This window comes from Pedobacter sp. UYP30, assembly GCF_040547165.1.
Lineage (GTDB): Bacteria > Bacteroidota > Bacteroidia > Sphingobacteriales > Sphingobacteriaceae > Pedobacter.
Genome location: NZ_JBEPPD010000012.1, coordinates 69,379 through 95,609, shown reverse-complemented (window position 1 = coordinate 95,609; position 26,231 = coordinate 69,379). Strand labels below are relative to the sequence as shown.

25 protein-coding genes are annotated in these 26,231 nt (G+C 38.1%); 16 read left to right on the top strand and 9 right to left on the bottom strand.

The features are described from left to right. The first annotated feature begins 12 nt into the window (after nucleotides 1–12). The 9 genes from ABIB40_RS13985 (at nucleotide 13) to tsaB (ending at nucleotide 9,454) form a co-directional block, all read left to right on the top strand. Nucleotides 13–2,649: an MGH1-like glycoside hydrolase domain-containing protein gene (locus ABIB40_RS13985; RefSeq protein WP_354359999.1), complete on the top strand. Its 2,637-nt coding sequence runs from the start codon at nucleotides 13–15 to the stop codon at nucleotides 2,647–2,649. Then, on the top strand, nucleotides 2,642–4,582 hold the full coding sequence (locus ABIB40_RS13980) for an amylo-alpha-1,6-glucosidase (protein ID WP_354359998.1): 1,941 nt from the start codon (nucleotides 2,642–2,644) through the stop codon (nucleotides 4,580–4,582). The genes ABIB40_RS13985 and ABIB40_RS13980 overlap by 8 nt, the downstream gene beginning before the upstream one ends. A 204-nt stretch (nucleotides 4,583–4,786) precedes the next feature. Then, nucleotides 4,787–5,569 carry a LiaF transmembrane domain-containing protein gene (locus ABIB40_RS13975; RefSeq protein ID WP_354359997.1) on the top strand — a complete coding sequence of 261 codons (783 nt, stop codon included), beginning with the start codon at nucleotides 4,787–4,789 and terminating at the stop codon, nucleotides 5,567–5,569. A gap of 103 nt (nucleotides 5,570–5,672) precedes the next feature. After that, the gene (locus tag ABIB40_RS13970) at nucleotides 5,673–6,716 is read left to right on the top strand and encodes a sensor histidine kinase (protein WP_354359996.1); all 1,044 of its coding nucleotides are present in this window, start codon (nucleotides 5,673–5,675) and stop codon (nucleotides 6,714–6,716) included. Next, complete coding sequence (locus tag ABIB40_RS13965; RefSeq protein WP_354359995.1) at nucleotides 6,713–7,447, top strand: LytR/AlgR family response regulator transcription factor; 735 nt, start codon at nucleotides 6,713–6,715, stop codon at nucleotides 7,445–7,447. The genes ABIB40_RS13970 and ABIB40_RS13965 overlap by 4 nt, the downstream gene beginning before the upstream one ends. 329 nt (nucleotides 7,448–7,776) lie before the next feature. Beyond that, the gene (rpmH, locus tag ABIB40_RS13960) at nucleotides 7,777–7,935 is read left to right on the top strand and encodes a 50S ribosomal protein L34 (RefSeq protein WP_354359994.1); all 159 of its coding nucleotides are present in this window, start codon (nucleotides 7,777–7,779) and stop codon (nucleotides 7,933–7,935) included. A 67-nt stretch (nucleotides 7,936–8,002) separates the two neighbouring features. Next, on the top strand, nucleotides 8,003–8,392 hold the full coding sequence (gene rnpA, locus ABIB40_RS13955; RefSeq protein ID WP_354359993.1) for a ribonuclease P protein component: 390 nt from the start codon (nucleotides 8,003–8,005) through the stop codon (nucleotides 8,390–8,392). Beyond that, on the top strand, nucleotides 8,379–8,609 hold the full coding sequence (gene yidD, locus ABIB40_RS13950; protein WP_354359992.1) for a membrane protein insertion efficiency factor YidD: 231 nt from the start codon (nucleotides 8,379–8,381) through the stop codon (nucleotides 8,607–8,609). Before rnpA ends, yidD begins: the two co-directional genes overlap by 14 nt. 155 nt (nucleotides 8,610–8,764) lie before the next feature. Then, nucleotides 8,765–9,454 (top strand): tRNA (adenosine(37)-N6)-threonylcarbamoyltransferase complex dimerization subunit type 1 TsaB, encoded by a 690-nt coding sequence (gene tsaB / locus ABIB40_RS13945; RefSeq protein ID WP_354359991.1) that lies wholly within the window; start codon nucleotides 8,765–8,767, stop codon nucleotides 9,452–9,454. A 48-nt stretch (nucleotides 9,455–9,502) separates the two neighbouring features. On the opposite strand, the gene ABIB40_RS13940 is transcribed toward tsaB, so the two are convergent. Together ABIB40_RS13940 and ABIB40_RS13935 are read right to left on the bottom strand one after the other, a co-directional pair. Continuing rightward, nucleotides 9,503–10,915: a DUF5723 family protein gene (locus ABIB40_RS13940; RefSeq protein ID WP_354359990.1), complete on the bottom strand. Its 1,413-nt coding sequence runs from the start codon at nucleotides 10,913–10,915 to the stop codon at nucleotides 9,503–9,505. A gap of 28 nt (nucleotides 10,916–10,943) precedes the next feature. Continuing rightward, on the bottom strand, nucleotides 10,944–12,509 hold the full coding sequence (locus ABIB40_RS13935; protein WP_354359989.1) for a DUF3352 domain-containing protein: 1,566 nt from the start codon (nucleotides 12,507–12,509) through the stop codon (nucleotides 10,944–10,946). An 89-nt stretch (nucleotides 12,510–12,598) separates the two neighbouring features. Here ABIB40_RS13935 and ABIB40_RS13930 point away from each other — a divergent pair, with 89 nt between their 5' ends. The 3 genes from ABIB40_RS13930 to ABIB40_RS13920 all read left to right on the top strand — a co-directional run bounded on the left by ABIB40_RS13930 (nucleotide 12,599) and on the right by ABIB40_RS13920 (nucleotide 16,239). Continuing rightward, nucleotides 12,599–12,985, top strand: a complete 387-nt coding sequence (locus tag ABIB40_RS13930) for a DUF423 domain-containing protein (RefSeq protein WP_354359988.1) — start codon at nucleotides 12,599–12,601, stop codon at nucleotides 12,983–12,985. Continuing rightward, nucleotides 12,985–15,465: a replication restart helicase PriA gene (gene priA, locus ABIB40_RS13925; RefSeq protein WP_354359987.1), complete on the top strand. Its 2,481-nt coding sequence runs from the start codon at nucleotides 12,985–12,987 to the stop codon at nucleotides 15,463–15,465. Before ABIB40_RS13930 ends, priA begins: the two co-directional genes overlap by 1 nt. 117 nt (nucleotides 15,466–15,582) lie before the next feature. Continuing rightward, nucleotides 15,583–16,239, top strand: coding sequence for a protein-L-isoaspartate(D-aspartate) O-methyltransferase (locus ABIB40_RS13920; RefSeq protein WP_354359986.1), 657 nt, complete (start codon nucleotides 15,583–15,585; stop codon nucleotides 16,237–16,239). A 138-nt stretch (nucleotides 16,240–16,377) separates the two neighbouring features. On the opposite strand, the gene smpB is transcribed toward ABIB40_RS13920, so the two are convergent. Then, nucleotides 16,378–16,830 carry an SsrA-binding protein SmpB gene (gene smpB / locus ABIB40_RS13915; RefSeq protein WP_354359985.1) on the bottom strand — a complete coding sequence of 151 codons (453 nt, stop codon included), beginning with the start codon at nucleotides 16,828–16,830 and terminating at the stop codon, nucleotides 16,378–16,380. A gap of 210 nt (nucleotides 16,831–17,040) precedes the next feature. Between smpB and ABIB40_RS13910 the strand changes: the two genes are divergently transcribed. From ABIB40_RS13910 to ABIB40_RS13900, 3 genes are all read left to right on the top strand, one after another. Continuing rightward, nucleotides 17,041–17,520 carry a TlpA family protein disulfide reductase gene (locus ABIB40_RS13910; RefSeq protein WP_354359984.1) on the top strand — a complete coding sequence of 160 codons (480 nt, stop codon included), beginning with the start codon at nucleotides 17,041–17,043 and terminating at the stop codon, nucleotides 17,518–17,520. A gap of 260 nt (nucleotides 17,521–17,780) precedes the next feature. After that, nucleotides 17,781–19,580, top strand: coding sequence for a metallophosphoesterase family protein (locus ABIB40_RS13905; protein ID WP_354359983.1), 1,800 nt, complete (start codon nucleotides 17,781–17,783; stop codon nucleotides 19,578–19,580). 137 nt (nucleotides 19,581–19,717) lie between these two features. Continuing rightward, a complete protein-coding gene (locus tag ABIB40_RS13900) occupies nucleotides 19,718–20,188 on the top strand; it encodes an Lrp/AsnC family transcriptional regulator (RefSeq protein ID WP_354359982.1) in 471 nt (156 codons plus the stop codon). Nucleotides 20,189–20,424: 236 nt separating this feature from the next. Here ABIB40_RS13900 and ung read toward each other — a convergent pair whose 3' ends face one another. Together ung and ABIB40_RS13890 are read right to left on the bottom strand one after the other, a co-directional pair. After that, complete coding sequence (gene ung / locus ABIB40_RS13895; protein ID WP_354359981.1) at nucleotides 20,425–21,105, bottom strand: uracil-DNA glycosylase; 681 nt, start codon at nucleotides 21,103–21,105, stop codon at nucleotides 20,425–20,427. Between the two features lie 13 nt (nucleotides 21,106–21,118). After that, nucleotides 21,119–21,640 carry a TlpA family protein disulfide reductase gene (locus ABIB40_RS13890; protein ID WP_354359980.1) on the bottom strand — a complete coding sequence of 174 codons (522 nt, stop codon included), beginning with the start codon at nucleotides 21,638–21,640 and terminating at the stop codon, nucleotides 21,119–21,121. Between the two features lie 98 nt (nucleotides 21,641–21,738). Here ABIB40_RS13890 and ABIB40_RS13885 point away from each other — a divergent pair, with 98 nt between their 5' ends. Continuing rightward, the gene (locus ABIB40_RS13885) at nucleotides 21,739–22,278 is read left to right on the top strand and encodes a DUF2892 domain-containing protein (protein ID WP_354359979.1); all 540 of its coding nucleotides are present in this window, start codon (nucleotides 21,739–21,741) and stop codon (nucleotides 22,276–22,278) included. A 337-nt stretch (nucleotides 22,279–22,615) separates the two neighbouring features. On the opposite strand, the gene ABIB40_RS13880 is transcribed toward ABIB40_RS13885, so the two are convergent. The 4 genes from ABIB40_RS13880 to ABIB40_RS13865 form a co-directional block, all read right to left on the bottom strand. Then, nucleotides 22,616–23,167: a C40 family peptidase gene (locus ABIB40_RS13880; protein ID WP_354359978.1), complete on the bottom strand. Its 552-nt coding sequence runs from the start codon at nucleotides 23,165–23,167 to the stop codon at nucleotides 22,616–22,618. A gap of 70 nt (nucleotides 23,168–23,237) precedes the next feature. Then, nucleotides 23,238–23,621, bottom strand: a complete 384-nt coding sequence (locus tag ABIB40_RS13875) for a hypothetical protein (RefSeq protein WP_354359977.1) — start codon at nucleotides 23,619–23,621, stop codon at nucleotides 23,238–23,240. Between the two features lie 69 nt (nucleotides 23,622–23,690). Beyond that, nucleotides 23,691–24,392, bottom strand: coding sequence for an SDR family oxidoreductase (locus ABIB40_RS13870; protein WP_354359976.1), 702 nt, complete (start codon nucleotides 24,390–24,392; stop codon nucleotides 23,691–23,693). Nucleotides 24,393–24,452: 60 nt separating this feature from the next. Then, nucleotides 24,453–26,231, bottom strand: a complete 1,779-nt coding sequence (locus ABIB40_RS13865) for an aromatic amino acid hydroxylase (protein WP_354359975.1) — start codon at nucleotides 26,229–26,231, stop codon at nucleotides 24,453–24,455.

Genomic DNA, 26,231 nt, shown 5'->3' with positions numbered 1-26,231 from the left:
TATATAGATACGATGGAAACCGAAGAGGAAAAAAGACTTTCTGAGAATTATAGCAAGAAAAAAGATTGGCTGAAATGGGGGCCATACTTGAGTGAACGGCAATGGGGTACAGTACGAGAAGATTATAGTGCAGATGGCAGCGCTTGGGATTATTTAAGTCATGATGATGCGCGAAGCAGAACCTATCGTTGGGGCGAGGATGGAATAGCCGGTTTATCAGATCATTATTGTAATGTGTGTTTTGCTATTACGCTTTGGAATGGTAAAGACCCAATACTTAAAGAAAGAATGTTTGGGTTAACTGGCCCAGAAGGAAACCATGGGGAAGATGTTAAGGAGCTGTATTACTATTTAGAAAACACACCTTCGCACTCGTACATGAAACATTTGTACAAATATCCGCAAGCTGAATATCCGTATAAAGATTTAGTAGAAACCAACGGACAGCGCGGAAGAGATGATCGGGAGTATGAGCTGCTTGACATAGGCATATTTAACGATAACAAATATTTTGATGTTTTTACCGAGTACGCAAAAGCAGATGTAGAAGATGTTTTAATTAAAATTACCATTTGCAATCGAGCAGAAGAAGATGCCGAAATCTATGTTTTACCAACCCTATGGTGTAGGAATTTTTGGAGCTTTAAAGAGGAGGAAAAACCTTTTATTAAAGCGCAGCACAATGGCGACGTAGAATTTGTAACTGTCGGCAATACCCATATAAACGATTACAATCTTTATTTTGAGGAAGCCGATCGCCTTCTATTTACAGAAAACGAAACCAATGCTGAGAGACTTTTTAATACGGAAAACGATCATCCCTTTAAAAAAGACCTTTTTCATAATGCTGTAATTAATAACGACTATAGCTTGGCCGGCCAAAATAAATCTGGAACTAAATTCTCGCCTTTGTATAAAATAACAATCAAAGCGGGCGGTTCTAAGACAATTAAATTGCGCTTAACTAATAAACAACTTAAAACGCCCTTTACAAGCAATTTTGATGCTATTTTTAAAAAGCGTATTAAAGAATGCAACGATTTTTACGAAAGTAAAAACCTATCTGACAACGAAGAGTTGAACAAAATAAAAAGGCAGGCTTTCGCCGGATTGTTATGGAATAAGCAATATTATAACTATGAAATCGATACTTGGTTAGATGGCGATCCGAAACAACCAGCGCCACCAGAACAACGCAGAAGTGGAAGAAATAGCGACTGGAGGACTTTAAGAAATCATGATGTGATGTCTATGCCAGACAGCTGGGAGTACCCATGGTATGCCGCTTGGGATTCTGCTTTTCAATGCACAACGTTTGCCCATATAGACGCAGAATTTGCAAAACAACAGCTGTTATTGTTCACTAGAGAATGGTACATGGCGCCAAGCGGCCAAGTTCCTGCGTATGAATGGTCTTTCGGCGATGTAAACCCACCTGTACAGGCTTGGGCTGCGTTAGAAATTTACAAGACAGACAAAAAGAAAACAGGCAAGAGCGACGTAGATTTTCTAAAGCGAATTTTCAATAAATTATCGCTTAACTTTTCTTGGTGGGTAAATAGAGAAGATAGTTCTGGCAACAATGTTTTCGAAGGCGGTTTTTTGGGGCTTGATAACATTGGATTATTTGATAGAAGCCACGGTGTGCCAGACGACGGTTATTTGGAGCAGGTTGATGGCACCTCTTGGATGGCGCTCTACTGCCTAAACATGCTAGAAATTAGTCTGGAAATTTCTAAAGTAGACAATACGTTCGAAGATATGTCTGTTAAATTTTTCGGGCATTTTGTGTACATCGCAGAAGCTTTAAACAAAATTAGCGACACTACCGTTGGTGCCTGGAACGAAAAGGACGGATTTTTCTATGATAAGCTTACGCTTTCAGACGGTACACAAATCCCAATCGAAGTAAAATCTATTTCTGGAATGCTTTCTTTAACCGCGGTGCTTTTTATAGATCGGGAGACCTTGGACCAGCTACCAAAATTTAAAAAGAGTGTGCAGTGGTTTAAGGATTATAAAAAAGAAACGCTAAGCTATTTGGTTATAAATGATTTCAACGACAATAACGAGCTCTTATTTTCCCTTGTTCCAAAAAAGAGGCAAGAGATTTTGATCAATACATTGTTAAGCGAAGGTCAGTTTTTAAGCCAATATGGCATTAGGTCGCTTTCAAAAGAGTACATCAAACCCTATTGTTTAACAATAGATGGGCATGAATACCAAATTAATTACGAACCTGCAGAGTCTTCGACCACACTTTTTGGCGGCAATTCTAATTGGAGAGGTCCAATATGGTTTCCGTTAAGTTATCTTTTTGTTCAAGCGTTGAGAAAATTTTCAAATTATCACTTACGCGACGCGGGAACGAAGTTTCAGTTTCCACACGGATCAGACAATATGTTGGGTTTAAAAGACATTAGCGAGGAATTAAGCAAGCGCCTGGTAAATATTTTTGTTACAGATGACAATGGCGATAGGCCTGTAAATGCACTTCATAAAATGCAATACAGAGATGAACATTTTAAAGACTACGTGTTGTTTTACGAGTATTTTGATGGTGACAACGGCAGAGGTGTTGGTGCTTCCCATCAACTTGGTTGGACAGCTTTGGTTGCAAATTTAATTGAGGAATATATAAATGAATAATACTGAGCAACAAGAATGGTTAATTACAAATGGTTTAGGCGGCTATGTCTCTGGGAGCGTTGCTGGGGCAAATACTAGGAGTTACCACGGTTTGTTAATTGCATCTTTAGAACCGCCTACAGATAGGTATGTGCTGGTTGCCGATATTGAAGAAAAGATTACTATTGGAGGATTAGATTGCTACCTCCAAGAAAACCGATATTTTGGCAAGGCCGCGGTAGAAAATCCACCACATCTTATCTATTTTTCTGTAGCAGATTTTCCGACCTGGAGCTACGGAAAAAATGATGATTGGAGATTGGAAAAATCTATTTATATGAAGCAAAAATCTAACACCGTGATGGTTAGATATAAAAACGTTGGAAAATCTTTATTTGCCTTAACCCTGCATCCGCTATATGCGTTCAGCAATTTCATGGCTACATTTACAGAGAATACCAAAACAGATTTCTATTCAGAAATCGATTCGAACACCATAAAAACCTTTGCGCAATATGGAACAAAGCCGCTCTTTACCGCTTGGAATAATGGGTCTTTTACCGAACAAAGAACTTGGTATAAAAATATAGTTCTTGCAGAAGAAAAAGATAGGGGTTACGGATCGCTCTGCGATTATTATCAAATAGGAGTTTTAGAACAATCTTTAGCGCCCGGCGAAGAAATTATATTGGCTTTCTCCTTAGAAAAACCAATCGAAGTAAAGCAGTTGGAAATTGAGGTCGCAAAAATCATCGCCGAAAGGCAGAAAGGAAGCGAAGGAATAAAAAATGGTTTCTATAAAAATCTTTTAGCTTCATCAACGCAGTTTTTGGTGCATAGAAATTCTACTAAAAGCGAATCTGTTATTGCGGGTTACCATTGGTTTGCAGATTGGGGCAGAGATACCATGATCGCCATGCGGGGCTTAACCATTGCCACCGGAAAAAAAGAAATCTCCAAATCCATCCTCCTTGCATTTTTAGGGAGTTTAAGCGAGGGAATGTTGCCAAATCGCTTTCCCGATTATAGTGGCGATGAAGTAGAATACAATACCATAGATGCAACGTTGTGGCTGTTCGTTAGTTTTTTTGAATATCATCAAAAATTTAAAGACGATGCTTTTGCCAAAAAACATCTTAAAGTTTTAAAAAGCATTTTAGATAAACATTTGGCCGGAACAAGGTATAATATCCACGTTACAGAAGAAGGATTTTTATATGGCGGCGAAAACGGAGTGCAATTAACGTGGATGGATGCAAAAGTAGACGGCAAAGTAATTACACCCAGAATTGGCTGCCCGGTTGAAATTAATGCGCTTTGGTACAATGCGTTAAAAATATATGAGTTCTTCTGCAATCGTTTCGATGTTCCATTCGATTCTAAATATGCCGGTGTGCTTTCGAAGTTAGAGGGAAACTTTGTTAAAATGTTTAGTAATCAGGCAGGTACGTTATATGATGTAATTGTGCCCGGAAAAACTGTAGACGATAGTTTTAGGCCAAATCAATTGTTTGCGATTAGTCTTCCATATACGCTTTTAAATAAAACACAACAGAAAAAAATTTTCGAAGCAGTTAAAGAGAAACTGTACACGCCTTATGGTATTCGAACATTGGATATAAACAATCCGAGTTTTAAAGAAGTTTATTTTGGAGATCAACAACATCGCGACGATGCCTATCACCAAGGTACCGTTTGGCCTTTTTTGTTATACGAATATTTTAGCGCTGAATTGCGAATTTACGGCTCTTCTGTGGCAAGGAGAAAAAGGGTTTTTAAAGCGTTAGAAAAAATAAGAGATCACTTTTACAGCGACGCCGGCATTCATTGCATTTCCGAAATTTTTGATGGTTTAAATCCAAAGCATGGAAAAGGCTGCATCCAACAGGCTTGGTCTGTGGGAGCTATTTTGAAATTATATGAGGATTTTAACTTGGCTGAGTTTGAAATTTAAGGACAGAAGATTTTTTTGCCTTTAGAGTGCTTAAATAAGGTGTTGTTTCTGACTTAAATTTTTGGCGAACTCTTCCGGCAAAAATTTAAGTCTTTTTTTTACCGATGTTTTTCGGCAGTTCACCGATGAATGGCTACCGTGCAGCAGAATGGTATTCCGCCACTCCTGAAGGTTAGTTACTTTTACATCATAAATAACAACATCATGGAAAATTTACAGAACAACAACTTCAGCAATAGGTCTTCTTCATTTCGATACATCGGTGGTTTACTTGTCATCTTGGTCGGCATAGCTTTTCTTGTTGATAACCTTAACTTAGGTTTGCCACATTGGCTATTTGATTGGCCAATGTTTTTAATTGCGCTCGGTATTTTTGTAGGTGCGAGGAGGAATTTTCGCGGAATAGGTTGGCTGGTCTTGATTCTGATAGGAAGCTACAATTTACTTTTACAAATAACCGATTATGATTTTTCCAAATATGCCCTCGGTGTCGGATTGGTTATTTTAGGTGCTTATTTAATTGTTAAGCCAAAATCTCTAAAAATTGGTTACAATGGGCTCAGTCGGCGTTCCAATAAATTTGGACATAGAGATCGTTTTCAAGATGCGCAAAATCAACCGCCAACAAATGCTGCCGATACGGTGGAAGGTGACTACATTGATGCTTCTGCAGTTTTTGGCAGTGTACATCAAGGCGTTTTTTCCAAGAACTTTAAGGGAGGTAAAATATCTGCTGTTTTTGGCGGTGCCGATGTAAACTTTACACAGGCAGATTTTACCGACAGTGTTGTGCTAGACATCAATGCGGCATTCGGTGGCATTAAACTTATCGTTCCTCCACATTGGGCCATCAAAACAAATATTGCCCCTATGTTTGGCAATGTAGAAGACAAGAGAATGGCCTTGACCGAAACTGGCGAACAACAAAAGCTGCTCATTTTAGAAGGTTCGGTAACTTTTGGTGGCGTAGAGATTAGGAGCTTTTAATAAGGACTACTTTGGTTCTTAGTATTTAGTACTAAGTATTTAGACATTTCTCCTTGTTCCTTAATCCATGTTCTTTGCTCCTTGACACCTTAGCCTCATCCTAATGACAACTAGACCAATTTCCATCCCCGGAATAAAATATACAGCGTTGGCAGGGTTTGCCGCTCTGGCCATAATTTGTGCACTTGCACTCCACTATTTGCTACATTTAAGTTGGCAACTTTCTGCTGTAGATGCGGTGGTAAACAACTTGCTTTTGGCGTTCGGTTGCTTGGGGCTTAGCAACATGCTAGGTTATTATCAACCAAAAGCACAATTGGTTACCTATTTATCTGTTCTTGCAATAACTTTAACCTTAATCATTACGTTTCTGGCCAAATTTATTCTCCTCTATTTCTTCGGGGCGATAGATTTTTATAAGGATTTTTACAACTTCTCCATCGTTTTTAGAGCGCTTATTGTGTTTATGTGTTTCTTTTGGGTAGCAATAGCCAATGTTTTATGGTATCGGTTAGAAGAGCAATCAGAAACCCAAGCCAGATTGGTCGATGCCCAAAACCTAGCAAACCAAGCAGAATTGAATAAGCTCAGACATCAGTTACAGCCACATTTCTTGTTTAACAGCCTAAACTCGGTCTTTGCATTAACAATGGTTAACCCAAAAGAAGCGGGGACAATGATTACCAAATTAGCTGCTTTTTTAAGGGGAAACTTAAAACGAGAAGACCAGGTTTGGGTAACTGTAGCAGAAGAAATGGAGTATATCGGTCTGTATCTCGATATAGAGAAAGTCCGGTTTAGCCATCGACTAGACATACAGGTAGCTATTGCTGATGAAAGTTTAACTTATATTTTACCGGGCACACTTCTGCAACCCATTATAGAAAACGCCATAAAATTTGGACTTTACAATACCAATAAGGCAGTTGCCATAAAGATAAATGTTTTCATTCAAGATGGATTGTTAAGGATAAGGGTTCAGAATCCATTTGATCCAGAAATGAAAGCGGCAAAAGGTACTGGCTTTGGGTTAAAGGCAATTAAACGGAGACTTTATTTGTTATTTGGAAGTGTAGATTTGCTTCAAACAGAAACTGAGGCAAATAATATTTATATTACCACTTTAAAAATACCTCAACTTAAATGATAAGAACTATACTGATAGATGACGAGCCTTTGGCCAGAGATATTGTTAAGTTTTATCTTGCTGATTATGTTGATGTAGAAGTGGTTGCAGAATGTTCTGATGGTTTTGAAGGGGTAAAGGCCATTGCCAAACACAAACCAGATTTAATTTTTTTGGATATTCAGATGCCTAAAATTAATGGGTTCGAAATGTTGGAATTGATTGATGAAAAGCCAAATGTAATTTTTACAACCGCGTTTGATGAATATGCGATAAAAGCATTCGAGATCAATGCAATGGATTATTTGTTAAAACCGATAGAAAGGACCAGGTTTGATACGGCCATGCAAAAATTTAAAACCCGAATTAAGCAAATTGACAGCCAACTAACCTTGCCAGAACGCACAACATTAGACCCCGCACAGAACAATAGGGTAGTGGTAAAAAAAGACGGTGCCATTTCGATCATCGCTGTGGCAGATATAAATTATTTAGAAGCTGATGATGATTATGTTACGCTAAATACTCGCGAAGGTGTCTTCCATAAGAATAAGACCATGGCATTTTTCGAGCAAACCTTAAACCCAACCCAGTTTATCCGCATACATCGCTCCTATATCATCAACCTTTCGCAGGTTACAAAAATAGAACTTAAAGAAAAAGACAGCTATGTAGTGCTTTTAAAAACCGATATTTGGTTGCCGATCAGCAAAACCGGTTATGTAAAATTAAAGGCTGCTTTAGGGTTATAAGTAGCGCTAGAGGTTGGATGTATAAAGTAAATGTTAAAGGTAGGAGGTTGGAAAAGTGGTACGTTGTAAGCTATACGTTTTAAGTTTCAACTGCTCGGCTAGACGACTCGCTAGAGCCGGCCTAGCAGCAGTCTGGAGGGAAAAATGTCAGGGAAATTAGAAGTCGGATGTCAGAATTAGTGATGGTTCGTAACTCTAAAATCGTATAATTAAAGGAAATCCTAAACAAAAAAAATAAAACCGACACCGCTTGCATTTGTACATAAATCGCTTTATATTTGCACCTCCTAATTTTTAAGGCAAACCACACAAAATAACGATATACAGTCATGAAAAGAACATTCCAACCTTCGCAAAGAAAGAGAAGAAATAAGCACGGCTTCCGCGAAAGAATGGCAACAGCTAACGGCAGACGAGTATTAGCTTCGCGTAGAGCTAAAGGCAGACACAAACTAACCGTTTCTAGCGAACGCAAGCATAAGGCGTAATTTTTGGTTGCGTTTCTGTTTATGCAGAAGGAGGCGGCATTAAGTTTGCCAGAACAATCAAAAATAGATGTACACATTTAAGAAAGAAGAACGGTTATGCAGCAAGAAACATTTGGATCTGCTGTTTAAAGGCGGTTCTTCTTTTTTATTATATCCTTTTAGAATTTCCTATCTTTTTGTAACCGTCCCTAACCTTCCTCCGGTTCAAGTGGTTATATCTGTTCCAAAAAAACGGTTTAAGCGTGCGGTAGATCGAAATTTGATAAAGCGTCGTATCCGCGAAGCTTATCGGTTAAATAAAGAGACACATCTTTGCCCCAATTTACCCGATAGTGGTGAAAATCTATTGCTCTCTATCCAGTTTATCGGAAAGGAAATTCCAGCGTTTTCTTATTTACAAGTAAGACTTTTACTCGTTTTTGCTAAATTAAAGTCCTTAACAAATGGGCCTCATTAAATCTATTTTCGAATGGGTTTTTTTGGCGTTGATAAGGATTTATCAATACGCGATATCGCCTATGCTTGGTGCAAATTGTAGGTTTACACCAACGTGTTCTGCTTATGGAGTAGAGGCAATTAAAAAGTATGGGCCATTTAAAGGCGGATGGATGGCTTTGAAACGTATTGGTAGATGTCATCCTTGGGGCAAGCATGGGCATGATCCAGTGCCTTGAAAAGTTGCTATTTTTTAATTTTGCAAGGATTTTTTACCAAAAAAAAATAAATTTACCCTAAACCCTAAACCCTAAACCCTAAACCCTAAACCCTAAACCCTAAACCCTAAACCCTAAACCCTAAACCCTAAACCCTAAACCCTAAACCCTAAACAATGGCTAACATACTACTTATAGAAACAGCAACGCAGGTTTGTTCTGTGGCGCTATCTATCAACGGGGTCGTTGTTTCTATAAAAGAAGAAATCGGCCAAAATCTTCATGCAAGTAACCTCACGTTGTTTATACAAGACGCTATGAAACAGGCAAAAATGGTTTATGGAGATTTAGATGCGGTATCAATTAGCAAGGGCCCTGGCTCGTATACAGGCTTGCGTATCGGTACGTCTACAGCTAAAGGATTGTGTTTTGCGTTAGATATTCCACTTATTGCAATAGAAACCCTTGTTATGATGGCAAAAGGATTTATCGACGAACACCCAAATTATACTGGTTTAATTTGCCCAATGATTGACGCACGGCGGATGGAAGTATATACGGCTATTTTTGACAAAGATCTTGCCAACCTAATGCCAACCGAGGCAAAAATTATCGACCAAGAAAGTTTCTCTGATTTATTGTTGGCAAACCAGATTACCTTTATTGGTGATGGCGCTGCAAAATGTAGTGGAGCAATCGGCAATGAAAATACCGTGTTTTGCAACGATAATTTTAATTGCGCGGCAAATATGGCGGGGTTGGCAGAAGAAGCATTCTTAAAAAAGAAGCTTGAAGATGTTGCTTACTTCGAGCCTTTTTATTTAAAAGATTTTGTGGTTACCAAATCTAAAAAGAATTTGCTGTAGCTAAGCCATTGTATTTTTCTTATCCTTTGGGTTTCTTGCAGAACTTTTCTAGTGCTTTTTGAAACCAGAAAATAGCCGTTTAAAAAAGCTGTCTCCACCATCATTTATTCCAGGTATTATATCGGCAAATTGCGGATGGTTTACCACATTGCCAAACTTAAATCCTAATCCAAAATATACTGATGCGCCGTTTCCGTTAGTTCCAGAGCCAATTTCTCCGTTTTGTTTAATTAGCCCTTTTGCAGTATAAGCAGAGGCTAAAAAGTTGTCCGTACCTAAAAATACCTCAAAATTTGGTGTTTGGTACTTACCCTGTAACCCAAGCATAAAAATATTGTTAAAATTATAATCTGGAGTTACACTTGCAGAAATACCTTGGTAAGAAAATGTATTTACAAAGGCTGCATCGCCACCTTGGTAAAGTAGATTTTTAGAAATTACTAGGGCAGGCTTATAAAAACTAAAAGTTTTAGATAGGTAGAAATCTGCTTTTGCATTTGTGGCGGCCAAAAACTTCTTGTTTGTTCCAGACGTTAGAAAAATGTCTTTTATCTTTTGGTTAGTCCTGTCTTGGTTATAAGCAAGATCATCAATAACGGTTGTTTGCGCTATATCGGTGCCAATTGTATTGCTACGCCACCAAATAAAACCGAGGTCTTTTATATTTCCCATCAAAAATAAACCTTGTTTGGTGGTGTAGTTGGTGCCAAAACTTAGCGAAAGTCCTGGGTTTTTAAAGGTAGGAATGAATGTTTTAGTATGGATATCTTCGAAATTTTGAAAATTTGCTCTATACCTTCCAGCGAGCCCTATCTCTAGCGAGTTGGACGCATTATCTATAAATAAGTTAGAATTAGCGATGTCTAGGCTATTGTATAAAATACCACTTAAAAGACTTGCTTTAAACCCAAATGCCAGTTGCTTATCGTAATTTTCGCGGTAGCTAAAACTAAATTGATGATAGCTTTGTTCGTATCCATCGGTGTTGAAAATGCCAGTCAGCAATTTATTGCTTGGAAAACGCGTATATGAGTCGAATACGGCCAAAGTTTCGTTGGTATAACGCAGATCTGCATCAGAGCGAATTTGCCAAGAAAAGCCCATTTCTTTTTGGTACTTATAAGATTTAAAAATACGTAATGCAGCTACATAGATGTTGCTGTTTTCGAAAAAGTGATTGCGTTCGTTAAGCCCTAATGGCAGTCCGCGGGTATCAATTTCTCCGGTTTGTGCCAAATTTCTAATTATATTATCTGCAGGGCCTCTGTTGGCAGCATTTGCTCCAAAGTAAGGCAAGAAAAAATTTGTTGAGAATTGTCTGGAGCTGTTTAATTTAAAAGATTTTTCAGAAACATTTTCAAACGCATCAAACATGGTTTCTGTACCGAATAAACCATATTGTTGAGCCTGCGCTTTGCCAAAAGGAAGTAGAGCTACAAGCGCCCAAAGAATTTTTTTCATTAAGAAAGGGGTTTGTTTTTCGCTTTTATTAACGGTTTTGTAACGAGTCTGGTACTTCTGGCTTGCTATATTTATTTAATAGCAGGTTAGTTATAAACCTATCTTTATCGGCACTCATTTGATAATAAAAGGTATCGAAGCTCCGTAATCCACTATCAGCCCGTAAATGCCTGTAAAATGGAAGTAGTACATTGTGCCTAAAAATGTTTTTAGAGTTCTCTGGATTGATGTAATAGCTAATGTTGCAAGTATTTGTCAACTGGTTTAGGGCTGCCAAGTATTTTGGCGTTTTGCTAAGCAAGCGGTTCTGTTTGTAGCTATTTAAAAAAGATTGTACGGTGCTTGCATTATTGGCCACAACCAAATAATTATCTACAACCGTAAAGTATGGCCTAGAGAAGTTGTTAAATGGAGCGCCAAAAAAGCCACTTATAATACCCGCGGTCTTAAAAACACGGATATCTGGATTGTAATCGCTACTAGCCTCTAGAAGAAGTTGGTCTAGTTTATCGCCATTGCTGAGAGAAAACGCAGCCAGTTTCTCTGAAGTGGATAGTTGAAAAGTAATAAACTGATTGCCGATAAAAGTGTTGAAAATTTTTGGCAAGTCTGTATGGTATTTTTTGTTTACATCGGCAATCATTTTATCAACTTGATCTTTCTGTTTAGTTTTTTGTTGTAATTTTTGCAGCTTCGGTAGCCATTTTGCATAACTGTCTGTGGCATACACGGTGTAATTAGCTGTGTTTTCTGGCAAAATATTGGCTATGGCAATAGTCTGTGGACTAACATTAGAGAATAAATTTAGATAATTCTCGGCCTCCATAACATCGGTATTGCCGTTAAACAAAATGTGCTCTTTGCTGTAATTGTAATTTAAAATGGCATAGATGCGTTGGTTGTTCAAAACAGATAGTTCGCCATTTAACCTACCAGCAATCATGTTTTTTAAAAGCGAGGGGGCATTGTTAAAGTTTAAATACAGCTGTGCCAGTACGTTTTTATTCATGGTATTGGCATGTTTTATATAGGCGGTAAATTCATTTGCCTTACGGTTTTTGTTTGCCTGCGCTACAAGTTGTGCAGACGTACTGGCGGTAATAACATTGTCTTTAATGTTAACAAATACAGAGGCGCTGTCGTTTAATTTTAGTACCGTATGTTGCGCTGCGCCATCTGGGTTGGGCTTGATTTTTAGATAGTTGGCTAATGCTTTTAGGTTTTTTTTATCGGTTACTTGTAGTGTGTAAAGAAAATTAATGGTTTTGTTCGAATCTGGTAACAGGCTTACATACATGGTTTCATCTTGCAAAAGCTTGCGTAATGTACCATCTGCTCTTATTTTGTTTGTTAGTGCATTTAAATGGTTCATTTTGTCAGCTCCCAACACTTGCTGAAACAAGGTTTGCCCACTCATAATGTCGTAAAATGATTTGTCGTTTTGAAATGCAAAAACCATGGCCGCATTGGTAGAGGCAGTTTGCAAAGCAAAATCTTTGGCGTTATTTTCTGTGTCTAACCTAGAGAAATATACGTATGCCAAATAGAATACCGAGAGCGCTAAGACAATAATTATAATTCCAATCTTCTTCATCCGTTCGAAACAAATTTAAATTATTACATCCATTTGTGCTAAAATCTTCGCCAATTTATTAATTTAGCAATTGCCAAAGGCAAATATTTATGAACAAACGTATAATTCTAACCGCTTCTTTTTTTGGTGCTGTAGCAGTTTTGCTCGGCGCTTTTGGCGCTCACTCCTTAAAAGGCTTGGTTGATGAGCATTCGATAGAAATCTGGCAAAAAGGAGTGGATTATCAATTCTATCATACTTTTGCGCTCCTCTATCTTGCTACTTTTGCACGTTATCGAAACAAGCTTATTAACATCGCGTATTTCTGTTTTACTTTTGGGATTATATTTTTTTCTGGTTCGCTATACCTCCTCGCAACAAGATCTATGTTTAACATAGCATTTGTAAATATCATTGGGCCAATTACGCCTATCGGCGGATTGTTGTTTTTTCTTGGCTGGGTGATGTTGTTTTTTGCTGCCGTAAAAGATAAATAATGGATTGGCAACAAAATACTATGTTTACAGAAAGAGAAACTCTTTTTGTGGAGGTGATATTGCCGCTTTCGTTGGCATTGAGATACACCTACAGAGTCCCTTTGAATCTAAACGAGCAGGTGGCCATAGGTAAACGGGTTGTTGTTCAATTCGGTAAAAATAAAATCTACACAGCGCTGGTTGCCAAAATAACCAACGAGGCACCTACTGTTTATGAAGCAAAATACCTTATAGATGTAGTAGACGAAGAACGCATTGTTACCGATACACAGTTGGTTTTTTGGGACTGGATAAAGGATTATTACTTATGCAACGAGGGCGATGTGATGGCCGCTGCGTTGCCGGCGAGTTTAAAATTGGCTAGTGAAACCATTATTGTTTTAAAAGAAGAAGGCGCTGAGGACGTTGATTTAACCGAAAAGGAAACCTTGGTAATGGTTGCGTTAAAAGCACAACATAAATTAACCATTAACGAAGTTTCTAAGTTACTTGGGCAAAAAACTGTTTATCCAATTGTTAATAGTTTGTTGGATAAAGAACTAATATTGGTTGCAGAAGAAGTGGCTCAAAAATATAAGCCCTTGTTAAAATCTTTTGTTAACCTGAGCGATTTTTACAGCGAAGAAGAAAACTTAAAGCAATTATTTAATATTCTAGAGCGGGCGCCGAAGCAGTTAGATGCCTTGCTGGTATTATTGAAATTAAGGAAACTCGGAAATCCGATTACCAAAGAACAAATTTTAGAAGAAAGTAATTGTGGAAACGCCGCGCTAAAAGCACTTGCCGAAAAGGAGATTTTTGTCATATCAAAGAAGCCTGTAAGTAGGCTTGCCAAATTCGACGAAGAGTTTAGCGTAAATTTTACGTTGACCCAAGATCAAGACCGCGCTTTTAACGAGTTGAAAACTGCCTTCGACACAAAGGATGTAGCGCTTCTACATGGCGTAACGGCATCTGGCAAAACACAGATTTACATTAAGTTGATAGAGGAAATAATTAAAACTGATGATACACAAGTACTTTTTTTATTGCCCGAGATTGCCCTTACTACCCAAATTGTAGAAAGAATAAAGCTGTACTTTGGCAACCTTATTGGTGTTTACCATTCTAAATTTAACAACAGCGAACGGGTAGAAATTTGGAACAAAGTTAGAAAGGGCACGTTTAAAGTTATTCTAGGTGCGCGCTCTGCTATTTTCTTGCCTTTTCAAAATTTAAAGCTCATTGTGGTAGATGAAGAACACGAGTCTTCATATAAACAACATGATCCTTCGCCGAGATACCAAGCCAGAGATGCGGCCATTTACCTTGCCCATTTACATAAAGCAAAAGTTGTTTTAGGCTCTGCAACACCTTCTTTAGAAAGTTATTATAATGCTTTACAAGGTAAATATGCCTTGGTACAAGTTTCAAAAAGATTTGGTGGGGTGGCATTGCCCAAACAAGAAGTGGTAAGCATTTCTGAGGAAACCAAAAAGAAAACGATGGTTTCTTATTTTTCTAACGTTTTGATTAAAGCAATTGATCTGGCGCTAGAGAAGAAAGAGCAAATTGTGTTGTTTCAAAATAGAAGGGGTTACGCCACAATTTTAATTTGTGCCACTTGTGGGTACACGCCAAAATGCATTAACTGCGATGTAAGCCTTACCTACCATAAAAGTAGCGGAAAGTTGCATTGCCATTATTGCGGCTACTACCAAAGTAGTTTAAATATTTGCCCGGCGTGTGGTTCCGTTCACATTATGCAAAAGGGCTTTGGAACCGAACGCATAGAAGAAGAACTCAAGTTGCTGTATCCAAACGTCAGTATAGCAAGGCTAGATTTAGATAGTACAAGAACACGGAATGGCTTACAGAAAATATTGTCAGATTTTCAAGACAAGAAGACAGATATTTTAATCGGCACCCAAATGGTTGCCAAAGGCCTAGATTTCGAAAATTTAAATCTAATTGGCGTTATAAATGCCGATACTTTGTTGGGATACCCAGATTTTAGGGCGTACGAAAGAAGCTATCAGTTGTTGGCGCAGGTGGCGGGTCGTGCTGGTAGGAGAGCTGAACAGGGAACAGTTTGCATCCAAACCTACGATGCAGGACATAGAATTATTAAACAGGTAGTAGAAAACGATTATTTGGGGATGTATGCCGATGAAATTGCCGAGCGGGAAAAATTTGGTTATCCGCCATTCTCAAAAATGATATTTCTATCTGTAAGACATAAAGACCAAAACGTGTTGGAAATAGCGGCGGATAGATTTGGGAAAATGCTAAAAGCTAAATTTGGCCAACGGGTATTAGGCCCAGAGATTCCTTTAATAAGTAGGATTAGGAACCTCTACTTAAAGCAAATCATCATAAAAGCTGATAAACACACCGCCATAAATAAGGTTAAGGTTGCCTTGCGGGATGCTATTTTGCAGTTTAACAGTCAGCCCGAATTTAAAAGCGTCTCCATCGTCATCGATGTAGATCCATATTAAATTTCCTTTCGAGCAAAACCTAGGCAGAAATTTTTTTTCTTTTACTATCAAGCTACTAGCTTTTTTAACGACGGTTTGTATTGTCAGAATGGTTTAAAAACGTATTTTTGAACAGATATGGCCTATAAGTTTGTTGATAATTACCGAGAGCAAGGAGCGAGAAAGAAACTTGTAGCGCTCTTAGAAGGGCGTGGTATCTCAGACAAAGCGGTTTTAAAAGCGATAGGGAAAGTGCCGCGACATTTTTTCTTCGACGAAACCTTTTGGAATCAATCCTACAGAGACATTGCTTTTCCAATCGGCGATGGACAGACCATTTCGCAACCTTATACCGTTGCCTACCAGAGTGAATTGTTGCACATAAAAAAAGGCGATAAAGTCTTGGAGATAGGCACTGGATCGGGATATCAAACCTGCGTTTTAATGGAATTAGGCGCCAAGGTTTTTACCATAGAACGCCAAAGAAAAATTTACGATAGAACCATTAAAGTGCTTCCAGGAATGGGTTATCCCGCGCATTTTTTCTATGGCGATGGATCAAAAGGAATTCCTACTTATGCGCCTTACGATAAGATTATTGTAACAGCCGGCGCTCCATTTGTGCCAGAAGTTATGCTAAAGCAATTGCGTATCGGCGGTATTTTGGTTATTCCGGTTGGCGATGAGAAATCACAAAAAATGATTACCGTTATCCGCGTAAGCGAAAATGATTATGATAGAATTGAGCTAGACACCTTTAGATTTGTGCCGTTATTGGGCGATCAAGCGTGGTAGTTGGAAGGGCTGAAAGGTTGAAGTTGGAGTGTTGAAAATCTGACATTTATTGTAAAAAAGAACAATGTTAAAGTTGCATCGTTTTTCCACTAACCACTAACCACTAACCACTAACCACTAACCACTAACTACTAACCACTATCTGTCCTTCAACGCCCTGTCCATTTCTCTTTTCGAATCGCGCTCCTTCATGCTGTCGCGTTTGTCGAATTCTTTTTTACCTTGGGCAAGAGCGATTTCTATTTTAGCAAAACCACGGTCGTTAACAAATATTCTTAAAGGCACAATGGTATATCCCTTTTCTTCGCCTTTAACTTTTAGTTTCTTTAATTCCTTTTTTTTCAACAAAAGCGATCGGTCGCGTTTTATATCATGATGAAAAAAAGAGCTGTGGCTATATTCTGAAATGTGGAGGTTGCGCACCAACAAATTGCCATCTATAAACATGCAAAAAGCATCAGTCATGTTAGCCTTGCCTTCGCGGATGGATTTTATCTCAGTACCAAGCAATGCAATGCCAGCAATGTATTTATCAATTAGGTTGTAATCGAAATAAGCTCTTTTATTTTTTATGTTGATGTCGTTTTTCAAACTTTATGTTACTTTAGGCGCTATAATGTGTCCTCATGTCGGCTTTGCCTTAATAGCGTTATGGCAAATATCTTAAAATCGGTGGTAACCGATGCAAAAATAGTAGTAAATCTTGTAAACAGACAAAAAGCTCATCTGTTTGTCAAACAAAAGATAAAAATCTTTTTTGAGTGGATAAATTTTTATGTTTGAAATTATTACCTTGTACTCATGAAATTAAAGATTGCTATTTTATTCGTCGCTTGTTTTACCTTTAATCAGTTGAAGGCACAACAACCTACATTTTTGCCTCAATTTAAGTTTTATGCCTTAGATGGTAAGCAGTTTACCAACAACAACCTTAGCCAAACTAAACCTAATTTGTTTATGTTCTTCGATTGTACCTGCGAGCATTGCCAGCACGAAGCCATGTTGATGACGGCCAACTTTAAAAAGTTAAGTAAAGTAAATATTGTAATGGTAACGTTGGATGAGCAATCTGCCATAAAACAGTTTTTTACCCGGTACGCTCCTGGATTAAACGCCAAAACAAATGTAACAGTTGTGCAAGACAAAAATGGAATATTTATCCCTACCTTTTTGCCCTCCATTTACCCCGCATTCTACTTATATACGCCAAAAGGGAAATTGATCAGCTATGAAAAAGGCGATGGCGCTATGAAACGCCTATTAACTAAAGTAGGTAAATAAAGATTAACGCTTTGGTTTTTTGTGTGGTGATGAGAGAAATCAGTGTATTCTTTTGTGTCTCTTCTGTGCTTTCTTAAAGTAACAATGCCGCATCACGGTAACTTTGTGGATCGAGTAGTTATTCGTAGCCGTAGAAGCATTAAATTTGTCGAGGCTTTATTAAATCTATTCTGTTGGCGATTATATAAAAAGAACGAACTATTTCTCTTTTTTATTAATACCCATAGAAGATTAAATCTGCCATATTCAAAAAGATGCACATGAAAAATACCCTCTGTATTTTTATTCTAATCTGTTGTTATTCGCAAATTAGAGCACAGCAAAAAACCTCTGACAGAAAAATTGAAATAGACACCGCTTCTTTTTCGGGTGGAAAGCTGCCGATATCCAGCAAACCTTTAAACGATGCGCCAGACAAGTTGCAGTTTGCCATCATTTCCGACATAAATGGAGGTAACATTCCTGGTGTGTTTTCCGACGCAAAAAATAAGCTCAACGAGCTGCAGCCATCAATGGTTCTTTCTATCGGAGATTTGATAGATGGCTATACCACCGATTCTGTGTTAGTTAAAAAAGAATGGAATCAATTCAATAGTATGGTTGACTCATTAGATATGCCATTTTTTTATGTCTCAGGAAATCATGATGTTAGCAATCCTTTTTTAAAGCAACAATGGAAAAAGCGCTTTGGTAGAACTTACTATTATTTTGTATATAAGAATACGTTGTTTTTAGCTTTGGATACCGAAGATGGGAAGACAGACGGAATTGGCAAAGAGCAAATAGATTACGTTAAAAAAGTGCTAAGGGAACATCAAAACGTACGATGGACGTTCGTGTTTATGCATCGTCCGTTGTGGAGCTACGGAAACGAACAAGGTTACGAGCAGATTGGCACAGCGTTGAAAGGTAGAGATTATACGCTTTTCTCTGGTCATCACCACAACTATATGTCGGGAGAAAGGAACGGCCAGAAACATTACATCTTAGCAACTACAGGTGGAGGTGCTTACGGCAGAGGGGCAAAGTTTGGTGAGTTTCAACACATAACCTGGGTTACACTAAACAAAACCCCAACTGTGGTAAATATAGCGTTAGACGGAATTATCAAAGACGACATCGTTTCGGAGGCCATTTATCCAGAAATTCAAAGCTTAAGAATGGGGGAGTGGTTAAAGCCTAAGCCTTTCGTTGCAGCAAGCGAATTGGTTGATAGTGCCCAAGTAACGTTAACTTTCAAAAATCCGACAAAATCGGTTTTAACGGTTTCGGGCCAATTGGCAGAATCGAAACTTTGGTCTATAGTGCCTAGAAAACTAAATGTTACAGTGCCGGCAAATGGAACGGTTGATCAAGTGGTAACTTTTGCGTCTTTAGATGCTGGAAAAAAGCTTGATCTTAATCTATTAGATCATCTCGATTTTGCCTTAACAGGTACATATCATTTAAATAATCAAGATTATTCTTTGAGCGCATCTTCTCTTTTAAAAATAGATTGGCAACGAACTATTGCGTTTGATAAAGATTTATCTAGTACTTTCTTTAAAAATCAATTAGATACGGCCAATCTAATTAAGGTTGTTCATCCGCAATACATTCAAGAAGATTGGGATTGGCATGGGCTAAACGATGCCTTTTTAAAGTTTAAAATTCGACGAGACAAGCGGTTTTTATATGTAAACGCATTGATTTACGACGATAAGTTTTTGATTTCTGAAAAAGATCAAGATGGAGCAAGTTTTTATATTTCAGGCTTGCCAGGAAAGACGACGACCATTAATATTGAAGTTAAACCTAAACTTCAAGGTAAGGAACAAGTGATTAGCAATGTGAAGGGGGTTGCGCATCAAACCAAATGGATTGGTAAAAACCAATGGCTAGTTCAGCTAAAAATTCCTGTGTCTGGACTTGACAGCATCGAAAAGCTTCGCTTTAATATGAGTTATAGAGATATTGACGATTTGAGCAATAGCAAACCTTCTGTTGTTTTTTGGAGACCTAAATGGGGCTCGCCAGAAGATTATAATAATTCGGGCATGTTTTTCATACCTAAAAACTAATAAAAGCGTTAATAATTTTTTTTTCGACTCAATTACAGCGGAACATTCCTGTTATTTAGAAATTAAATATCGATTTCGTTCTTAAAAAAGAATATTATTTGGTTATGTTTGCTTTCATACACTAGGAAAGGATCCCAATGGCTTTCGAATTAGATAAGATTGATTTTAAGATTTTAAAAATTTTACAGGAAAACGGTAGGATTACCAACTTGTTGCTCTCGCAAGAAATTGGCTTATCTCCTGCGCCTACTTTAGAGCGCGTACGCAAACTAGAGCTGGCGGGCTACATTAAGAGCTACCATGCATTGGTAGACGAAGAGAAGCTTGGGTTAGGCATTAAGACATTTATCCAAGTACAGCTTGATTTTCATAAAAATAACACCATCCAAACCTTTTTAGACGAGGTAAACCAGATTAAAGAAGTGACCGAATGCCATCACGTTACGGGGCAGGGTGATTTTATGTTAAAGGTTTACGTAAAGGATATTAAGGCTTATGAGCGCCTGATTATGGAGAAAATCAGTAAAATTTCTGTGGTTAAAACTTTTCAAACCATGATGATTATGAGTACAACTAAAAAAGAACCTATAATTCCGTTAGAATATTAGCAAAGATTTATGTTGATGCTTGTTGATTTTTATGGAAATATTTTTGTTTGTGATGTTGCAAACGAAACAGGTTGTTTGACTAAATAATTTCGGTTTTTTTAAACTAGAGCGGTAGATTTTAGGCCAATCGTTAGCGCTAAGGACAGAAATGGCATCTTTTTTTGGCTTCTTATGCCAAAAAAAATACAATGGATGGCCTGTAAAAGCGCCCAAATAATTTTTCTTAATATCGGAATTTAATCTTCCAAATGCCAGTTTATAGCTGCTAAACCATGCTCAACTAACCAATTGTTCGTTTTAGAGAAAGGCTTGCTGCCAAAAAAGCCGTTGTAGGCAGAAAAAGGAGACGGGTGAGCCGAAGAAATAATAAGATGCTTTGTTTGATCGATGAGCGCTGCTTTTTGCTTGGCGTAATTACCCCAAAGCAAGAAAACAAGGTGCTCTTTTTTATCAGACAAGTTTTTGATTATGGTATCGGTAAATGTTTCCCAACCGTATTTTTGATGCGAACCAGGCTCAGATGCCCTAACCGTAAGCGTAGCGTTTAAGAGCAATACGCCCTGCTCTGCCCATTGTTGCAGATGACCATGGTTTGGCGCTATAAAATTGCCCAAATCGCTGTGTAGTTCCTTATAAATGTTTTTTAGGGACGGCGGAGTAGCCACTCCTTTTTTTACCGAAAAAGACAGTCCATGTGCTTGACCTGCGCCATGGTAGGGGTCCTGGCCTAAAATAATTACTTTTACTTTTTCGAAAGCAGTTGAGTTTAATGCGCTGAAAATCTCAGAATTTTTAGGAAAAATCTTCTTATCCGAATTTTTTTCGGCCTGGAGAAAAGCTTTTAGTTGCAGCATGTAGTCCTTTTCAAACTCTTTTTGCAATACAGCCAGCCAGCCTGGTTCTAAAGATGCGGTCATGAATAAACTTTAATTATTGTTTTTTGGTGTTTAAAATTTCCAATAAATCGGCTTCTAGCGTAGTATTTGGGTGTTCTACAATTCTACCAAGTTCTTTATTGTTATCGTTATAAACAATAAATGTAGGCACTCGTTGAATATCTAAAGAATCTACCAACCCATTCTCGGCTTTTTTATTTCCATCAACAGCAATGATGTCTACATTTTTTTCTCCATAGGCCGCAGCATCTAAAATTTTGAAAAAATGAGGTACATAAACCTTGCTATCTCCACACCAAGTTCCAAAAACAATTTTAATATGTGTTTTATCTAAAAGGGGCTTAATTTGGGTTATTGTGGTAGAATCAGGAAGATAAGAGGCATACAAGGGGTCAAACATGACTTTAAACTCGGGGAAGCTGGTCATGCCTTCTCTGCTGCAGGTGTTGATTAAAATTTCTCTGTTATGGGCTTCGTCGTGTATTTTTTTATTTAACTCTTGTGCAGAAACATTCATGGTGGTTAAGATTAGTGCAAAGCAAAAAACGATTTTCATAGTTTTATAATTTTTGGTGAAATTATCGTTTTAAACTGTTATTTCTGTTATATAAACACCATATTTGCAGAAAATAATTTTTATTTAAGTGTACGTTTATGCCTAATATAATACGGTTAATAGCAGGAATTGCAATGTTTGTTGGTGCGATTGCTCTATTTATTTTTGGATTTTGGCCATGGGGAATCTTGGCAGTAATTTTAAGTTTACTTGTTCTGGTAACTTTTTTCTTTAATGAGAATATGCTCTTAGCACAGTGGTTTTTAAGAAAAGACAACATGCCGAAAGCAGAGCTATTTTTAAAACGCATTAGCAATTACGAAAAGCAACTTATTAAGATACAGCATGGTTATTACAACCTGTTAATTGGTCTTATAGAAAGTAGGAGGGCACCAATGCAGAGTGAGAAATATTTTAAGAAAGCGCTTATATTGGGGTTACACATGGACCATAACATTGCCCTTGCCAAATTAAGTTTAGCTGGCATAGCCATGGCGAAACGGAATAAACGCGAAGCTACCATGTACATTGCCGAGGCTAAAAAAGCTGATAAAAACAAGCTTCTTGCGGATCAGATTAAGCAGATGAAAGACCAACTTGTGCAGATGGATAAGCAACAACAGGTAAGGTATAGATAAGATACTAACCTTGTGAATTTTTAAAAGCCAAAACTCAAAAAGTTTTGGCTTTTTTGTTTAAGAAAATTAATTTGAGTAAAAAAGTATTGCCTGCCAACAGCATAATTCGAAAGAACTATTTAGTTATCTGAATTTTTTTGATAGATAATTATGCTAGGAAATAATCCTACCAGGAATTGCCTAAGACCTCGTCGCTAGCGCACGCGAGTCGCATGTGAAATAGTGGGTGTAAAACACAAGTATAGCGTTTCTAAGTCAGCCACTAATGTTATGTGTTGAGTTAAGCTTATTTCTACTCAGGCACACGCGACACGCATGCGCCAACAAGGATAAACGGTTATAGAATCCGCATTACCTTTAAAAAACGACTTTTGTAATAATCATTCAGTTCTGTAATGGTAACGCCGTGGGCTTTGCCCGAAGTTGCATGGATAAAGCTGATTTTATCGCCATCTACCGAATAAACGATGCCTACGTGGCCAATCTGTCTAATTTTTGGATTGCTGCCCGTAAACACAAGTACATCTCCTACTTTGCACTCTTTTAGCGAAGTTTCGTTTCCGGTATTGGCAAACTCGGTAGAAGAGCGTGGTACGTTGAAACCAAAGTTGCTGAACACGTAATTTACAAATCCCGAACAGTCGAAGCCGACATTTGGATTGCTAGTGGCATACCTGTATGGAATTCCGATCAGCTTCTTTGCGAAATCTATCAAGGTGCTAGAACTTACCTCTGCTGGGTCTTCTGTGTAGTGTGTAGTACTTTTTTTTCCGAATTCTGATATTAGCTTTTTAACAACTTGCTGATACTCAAAAGGCAATTGCATTTGTGCATGTACCGCACTTGCCGATAAAAAAATTAAGAATACTACAATAAATAACTTCCTCATAAATTATGCACAAACGTGTTAATAAAAATAATACACTTCTGGTTGAGCGATTTCTGTAAAAATTATCAAACTAAATGGTAGAAAACAAAGTTTGCGCTTTTTCTCCAAGAAGTGGAATGGGTTTCTTCTCGCCCTGTACTGCTCCTATAAAGCCAATAATCCATAAAATAAATAACGCCAACTGAACGATACGAATTAACGCCACAGACAGCGTAACGGATACGGATAAAAACAGTAATCCAAAAAGGATACCAGCGCCCCACGAAACCACCATGCTAACAATGTGGAACAACAAGGTTTGGCGAAGTTGATAGCTGCCCAAGGAGGTTTCTTTATCCTTATGCAGTGCGAAGTAAGCGATAAGCCATCCAATAATGGTTAGATAGCTTACTATTCCTACCATTTTACCATCGCCAGCCTCAACTGGTCTTTGAAAAGTATTTTGGTTTTCCATTGCGGTTTTTGTTTTTAGATATGCTAAGATAGAAAATAATATCAGTAAGTAACGTCTTCGTTTTGCCTCTTACGGAGTAGTTACTGCCACAGGCAATATTTTTCCGTTAAAGAACTTTTGACCAGTTTTAGCAAAATCGGCCACATATTTCCCCATTTCGAAAGCCATAACAGGGCTCTCGTAACCTGGAAAAGCGGTTTCTAGCATCTCTGTTTGTGCCGAACCCAATGCCAAACAGTTTACTTTTATTCCTTGCGGAGCGAGTTCGAAAGCCAAGCATTCTGTAAGCGCATGTAAAGCGGCTTTGCTTGCAGAGTAGGCCGCCAAGCCCGGAAATTTAACGCTACCCTGAAAGCCGCCCATGCTGCCGATGTTTACAATATGACCGCCTTGGATAATAAGCGGGATAACTTGTTGCATCATCCTAAAATGACCAACTACATTGCTCTGAAGCATTTCTCCTAAATCTTCTTCGGTGGTTTCTAAAAACGGTTTGTTAATTAAGGCGCCAGCATTGTTGATGAGAATATCTACATGGCCCAATCGTTCTTTTAAAAATGGCAGTAAGGCTGCATAATCATCGTTAACAATGTCGAATTCTACTGGCAATAGGTTACAATCTGGGTTGATTTTTTTTGCAATTGTATGCAAGTTGCGCAACTTATCTGCCGACCGTGCAATGGCTACCACCTTATTTTCATTGTGTAAACTAAACTCTAATGCGGTTTCGAAACCGATTCCGCTGCTTGCTCCTGTGATGATGATATTCATTAAATAATATTTTAAGGTATTTGTTTTTAAGTTTTTATGATGTTAAAGTGCAATTTTACTTTAGTTAGTAAGGTGCTCGTTTACCGGATTTTTAATTATGTATATACCATCGGTAATGAGCTTGGTGTACGCTTGGTCTGCTGATGCTTTCAGCTCCAAATAAGCTAACGCGTCTCGCTCTAAACTGTGATGGGGCTTTTTATGGAAAACGAGTTCTAAAATCTCTAAAGCGCAAAGCCAATCCGTTCTATAGTCTCTCCGTAATGTTTCGAAAATATATTCCAATTCGGTTAGCTCTCCATTCTCCTCTCTAATGTCTCTTACTTGTTTATATAAATGGTGTAATTTCTCTGTTTTCTTGGTGTATATGGGCTGTACGTAGGTCTCTGGTGCCGTCAATTCTGTATCCTCGAATCTATCTTTATCTGCAGCCCCATTAAAAACAGACACAATATCTTCGCCAACTGCCATGTCATAAACGCCCCATGCTGGTTTAAACAGTATGTTTCCGTTCTCTTCGGTAACTGTACATTCCTCAAACGTTATCAAGATTAATTTCTTTTCCTTTTTCAACAAGTTTTTTACGGTGCCCGAAACCGAGATGCCACTTTCGAACATGAGCGTAACTTGGTTTTCTAAGAAAATTCCAGATGATACAAGTTGAGTATCGCAAAAATTTTCTAGTGCGGTGGCACTATTTTTTAATTTTCCAACCGGAGAAGAAAACCCATCTTGGTGATTGTCTTTTCCGTGTGAAATAAGTTCTTTGTAATCAAAACTTAATGCAGTTTTACCTGTAGTTTTAATAAATGTAATTTTGTCGACAGTACTTAATCCTACATCGGTAAAAATTCCACTAATTTGTAGACCCGAACTGTATACTGCGGTAGCTATATTCTTACAATCTATGGCCTTTATTATTCCATCTATACCACCATGCCTAAAAGCCATGGTGTCTGCAAATTCTTCTAGTACATCGATCAGGTTCTGGAAATTTGGGGTGACGAATAGTTGCGGTTGTTGCTGGGTAATGTCGTATCCATAGCTGAGGGTATCAATACTATACGGCAATTTCTTTACATGTTGTTGCATACAGCTTGCACTTTCGCCGATAGAAGATAGCAAGCCTGCGCCATATATTTTTGGGTTTTCTGGGGTGCCAATAAGGCCATATTCCACCGTCCACCAATGCAATCTACTTAGCAAGGCCATTTCAGACGGTTCGCCCATATTTTCGCTGATATTGCGCAATATTCTCTCTGCCGTGGCTATCTGTTTTTCGGTGGAATTAATGTCTTCCTTTAAAATAGAAAGGTTTCTAATGGCTTGGTAAAGTTCAAAATCTTTTGCCGAGAACATGGCTTTGGCGCCAATAGAGCCAAAATAGCTCAGGTATTTGTTGTAACCTTCATCGGCAATTATAGGTGCATGGCCCGCACTTTCATGAATAATGTCTGGAGCGGGCGTGTATTCAATGTGTTCGAGCTTCCTAATATCGGCGGCAATCACCAAGACTTTATAAGCCTGGTATTCCATAAATGCTGCCGGGGGAATAAAGCCATCTACCGTTACCGCGCCCCAGCCAAGTTTGCCCAAATGATCGTTCATGGTTTGCAGGTTAGGAATGTGCTCTATTGTTAAGCCCGCTTTTTGCAGCCCCTTTATGTATGGATAATAGGCAACGCTTTTTAGGTAGCTGTAGTTCTGTCGCATTACATAGCGCCAAACGGCCTGATCTACAGGTGTATATTTGGCGTAGTTTTGCGGTACAATAAACTGCTTTAAATGCTTTGGCAATTTTGCAACCTGCCGATTGTTAAAATCATTAAAAAAATCCAT

Coding starts and splice junctions, on each gene's coding strand:
- ABIB40_RS13870 (WP_354359976.1), bottom strand. CDS start 24,392: ATGAATATCATCATCACAGGAGCAAGCAGCGGAATCGGTTTCGAAACC.
- ABIB40_RS13875 (WP_354359977.1), bottom strand. CDS start 23,621: ATGGAAAACCAAAATACTTTTCAAAGACCAGTTGAGGCTGGCGATGGT.
- yidD (WP_354359992.1), top strand. CDS start 8,379: ATGGGCCTCATTAAATCTATTTTCGAATGGGTTTTTTTGGCGTTGATA.
- ABIB40_RS13900 (WP_354359982.1), top strand. CDS start 19,718: ATGGCTTTCGAATTAGATAAGATTGATTTTAAGATTTTAAAAATTTTA.
- ABIB40_RS13965 (WP_354359995.1), top strand. CDS start 6,713: ATGATAAGAACTATACTGATAGATGACGAGCCTTTGGCCAGAGATATT.
- ABIB40_RS13985 (WP_354359999.1), top strand. CDS start 13: ATGGAAACCGAAGAGGAAAAAAGACTTTCTGAGAATTATAGCAAGAAA.
- priA (WP_354359987.1), top strand. CDS start 12,985: ATGGATTGGCAACAAAATACTATGTTTACAGAAAGAGAAACTCTTTTT.
- ABIB40_RS13865 (WP_354359975.1), bottom strand. CDS start 26,231: ATGGATTTTTTTAATGATTTTAACAATCGGCAGGTTGCAAAATTGCCA.
- tsaB (WP_354359991.1), top strand. CDS start 8,765: ATGGCTAACATACTACTTATAGAAACAGCAACGCAGGTTTGTTCTGTG.
- ABIB40_RS13920 (WP_354359986.1), top strand. CDS start 15,583: ATGGCCTATAAGTTTGTTGATAATTACCGAGAGCAAGGAGCGAGAAAG.
- ABIB40_RS13970 (WP_354359996.1), top strand. CDS start 5,673: ATGACAACTAGACCAATTTCCATCCCCGGAATAAAATATACAGCGTTG.
- ABIB40_RS13890 (WP_354359980.1), bottom strand. CDS start 21,640: ATGAAAATCGTTTTTTGCTTTGCACTAATCTTAACCACCATGAATGTT.
- rnpA (WP_354359993.1), top strand. CDS start 8,003: ATGTACACATTTAAGAAAGAAGAACGGTTATGCAGCAAGAAACATTTG.
- rpmH (WP_354359994.1), top strand. CDS start 7,777: ATGAAAAGAACATTCCAACCTTCGCAAAGAAAGAGAAGAAATAAGCAC.
- ABIB40_RS13980 (WP_354359998.1), top strand. CDS start 2,642: ATGAATAATACTGAGCAACAAGAATGGTTAATTACAAATGGTTTAGGC.
- ABIB40_RS13930 (WP_354359988.1), top strand. CDS start 12,599: ATGAACAAACGTATAATTCTAACCGCTTCTTTTTTTGGTGCTGTAGCA.
- ABIB40_RS13880 (WP_354359978.1), bottom strand. CDS start 23,167: ATGAGGAAGTTATTTATTGTAGTATTCTTAATTTTTTTATCGGCAAGT.
- ABIB40_RS13940 (WP_354359990.1), bottom strand. CDS start 10,915: ATGAAAAAAATTCTTTGGGCGCTTGTAGCTCTACTTCCTTTTGGCAAA.
- ABIB40_RS13975 (WP_354359997.1), top strand. CDS start 4,787: ATGGAAAATTTACAGAACAACAACTTCAGCAATAGGTCTTCTTCATTT.
- ABIB40_RS13905 (WP_354359983.1), top strand. CDS start 17,781: ATGAAAAATACCCTCTGTATTTTTATTCTAATCTGTTGTTATTCGCAA.
- ABIB40_RS13935 (WP_354359989.1), bottom strand. CDS start 12,509: ATGAAGAAGATTGGAATTATAATTATTGTCTTAGCGCTCTCGGTATTC.
- ABIB40_RS13885 (WP_354359979.1), top strand. CDS start 21,739: ATGCCTAATATAATACGGTTAATAGCAGGAATTGCAATGTTTGTTGGT.
- ABIB40_RS13910 (WP_354359984.1), top strand. CDS start 17,041: ATGAAATTAAAGATTGCTATTTTATTCGTCGCTTGTTTTACCTTTAAT.
- ung (WP_354359981.1), bottom strand. CDS start 21,105: ATGACCGCATCTTTAGAACCAGGCTGGCTGGCTGTATTGCAAAAAGAG.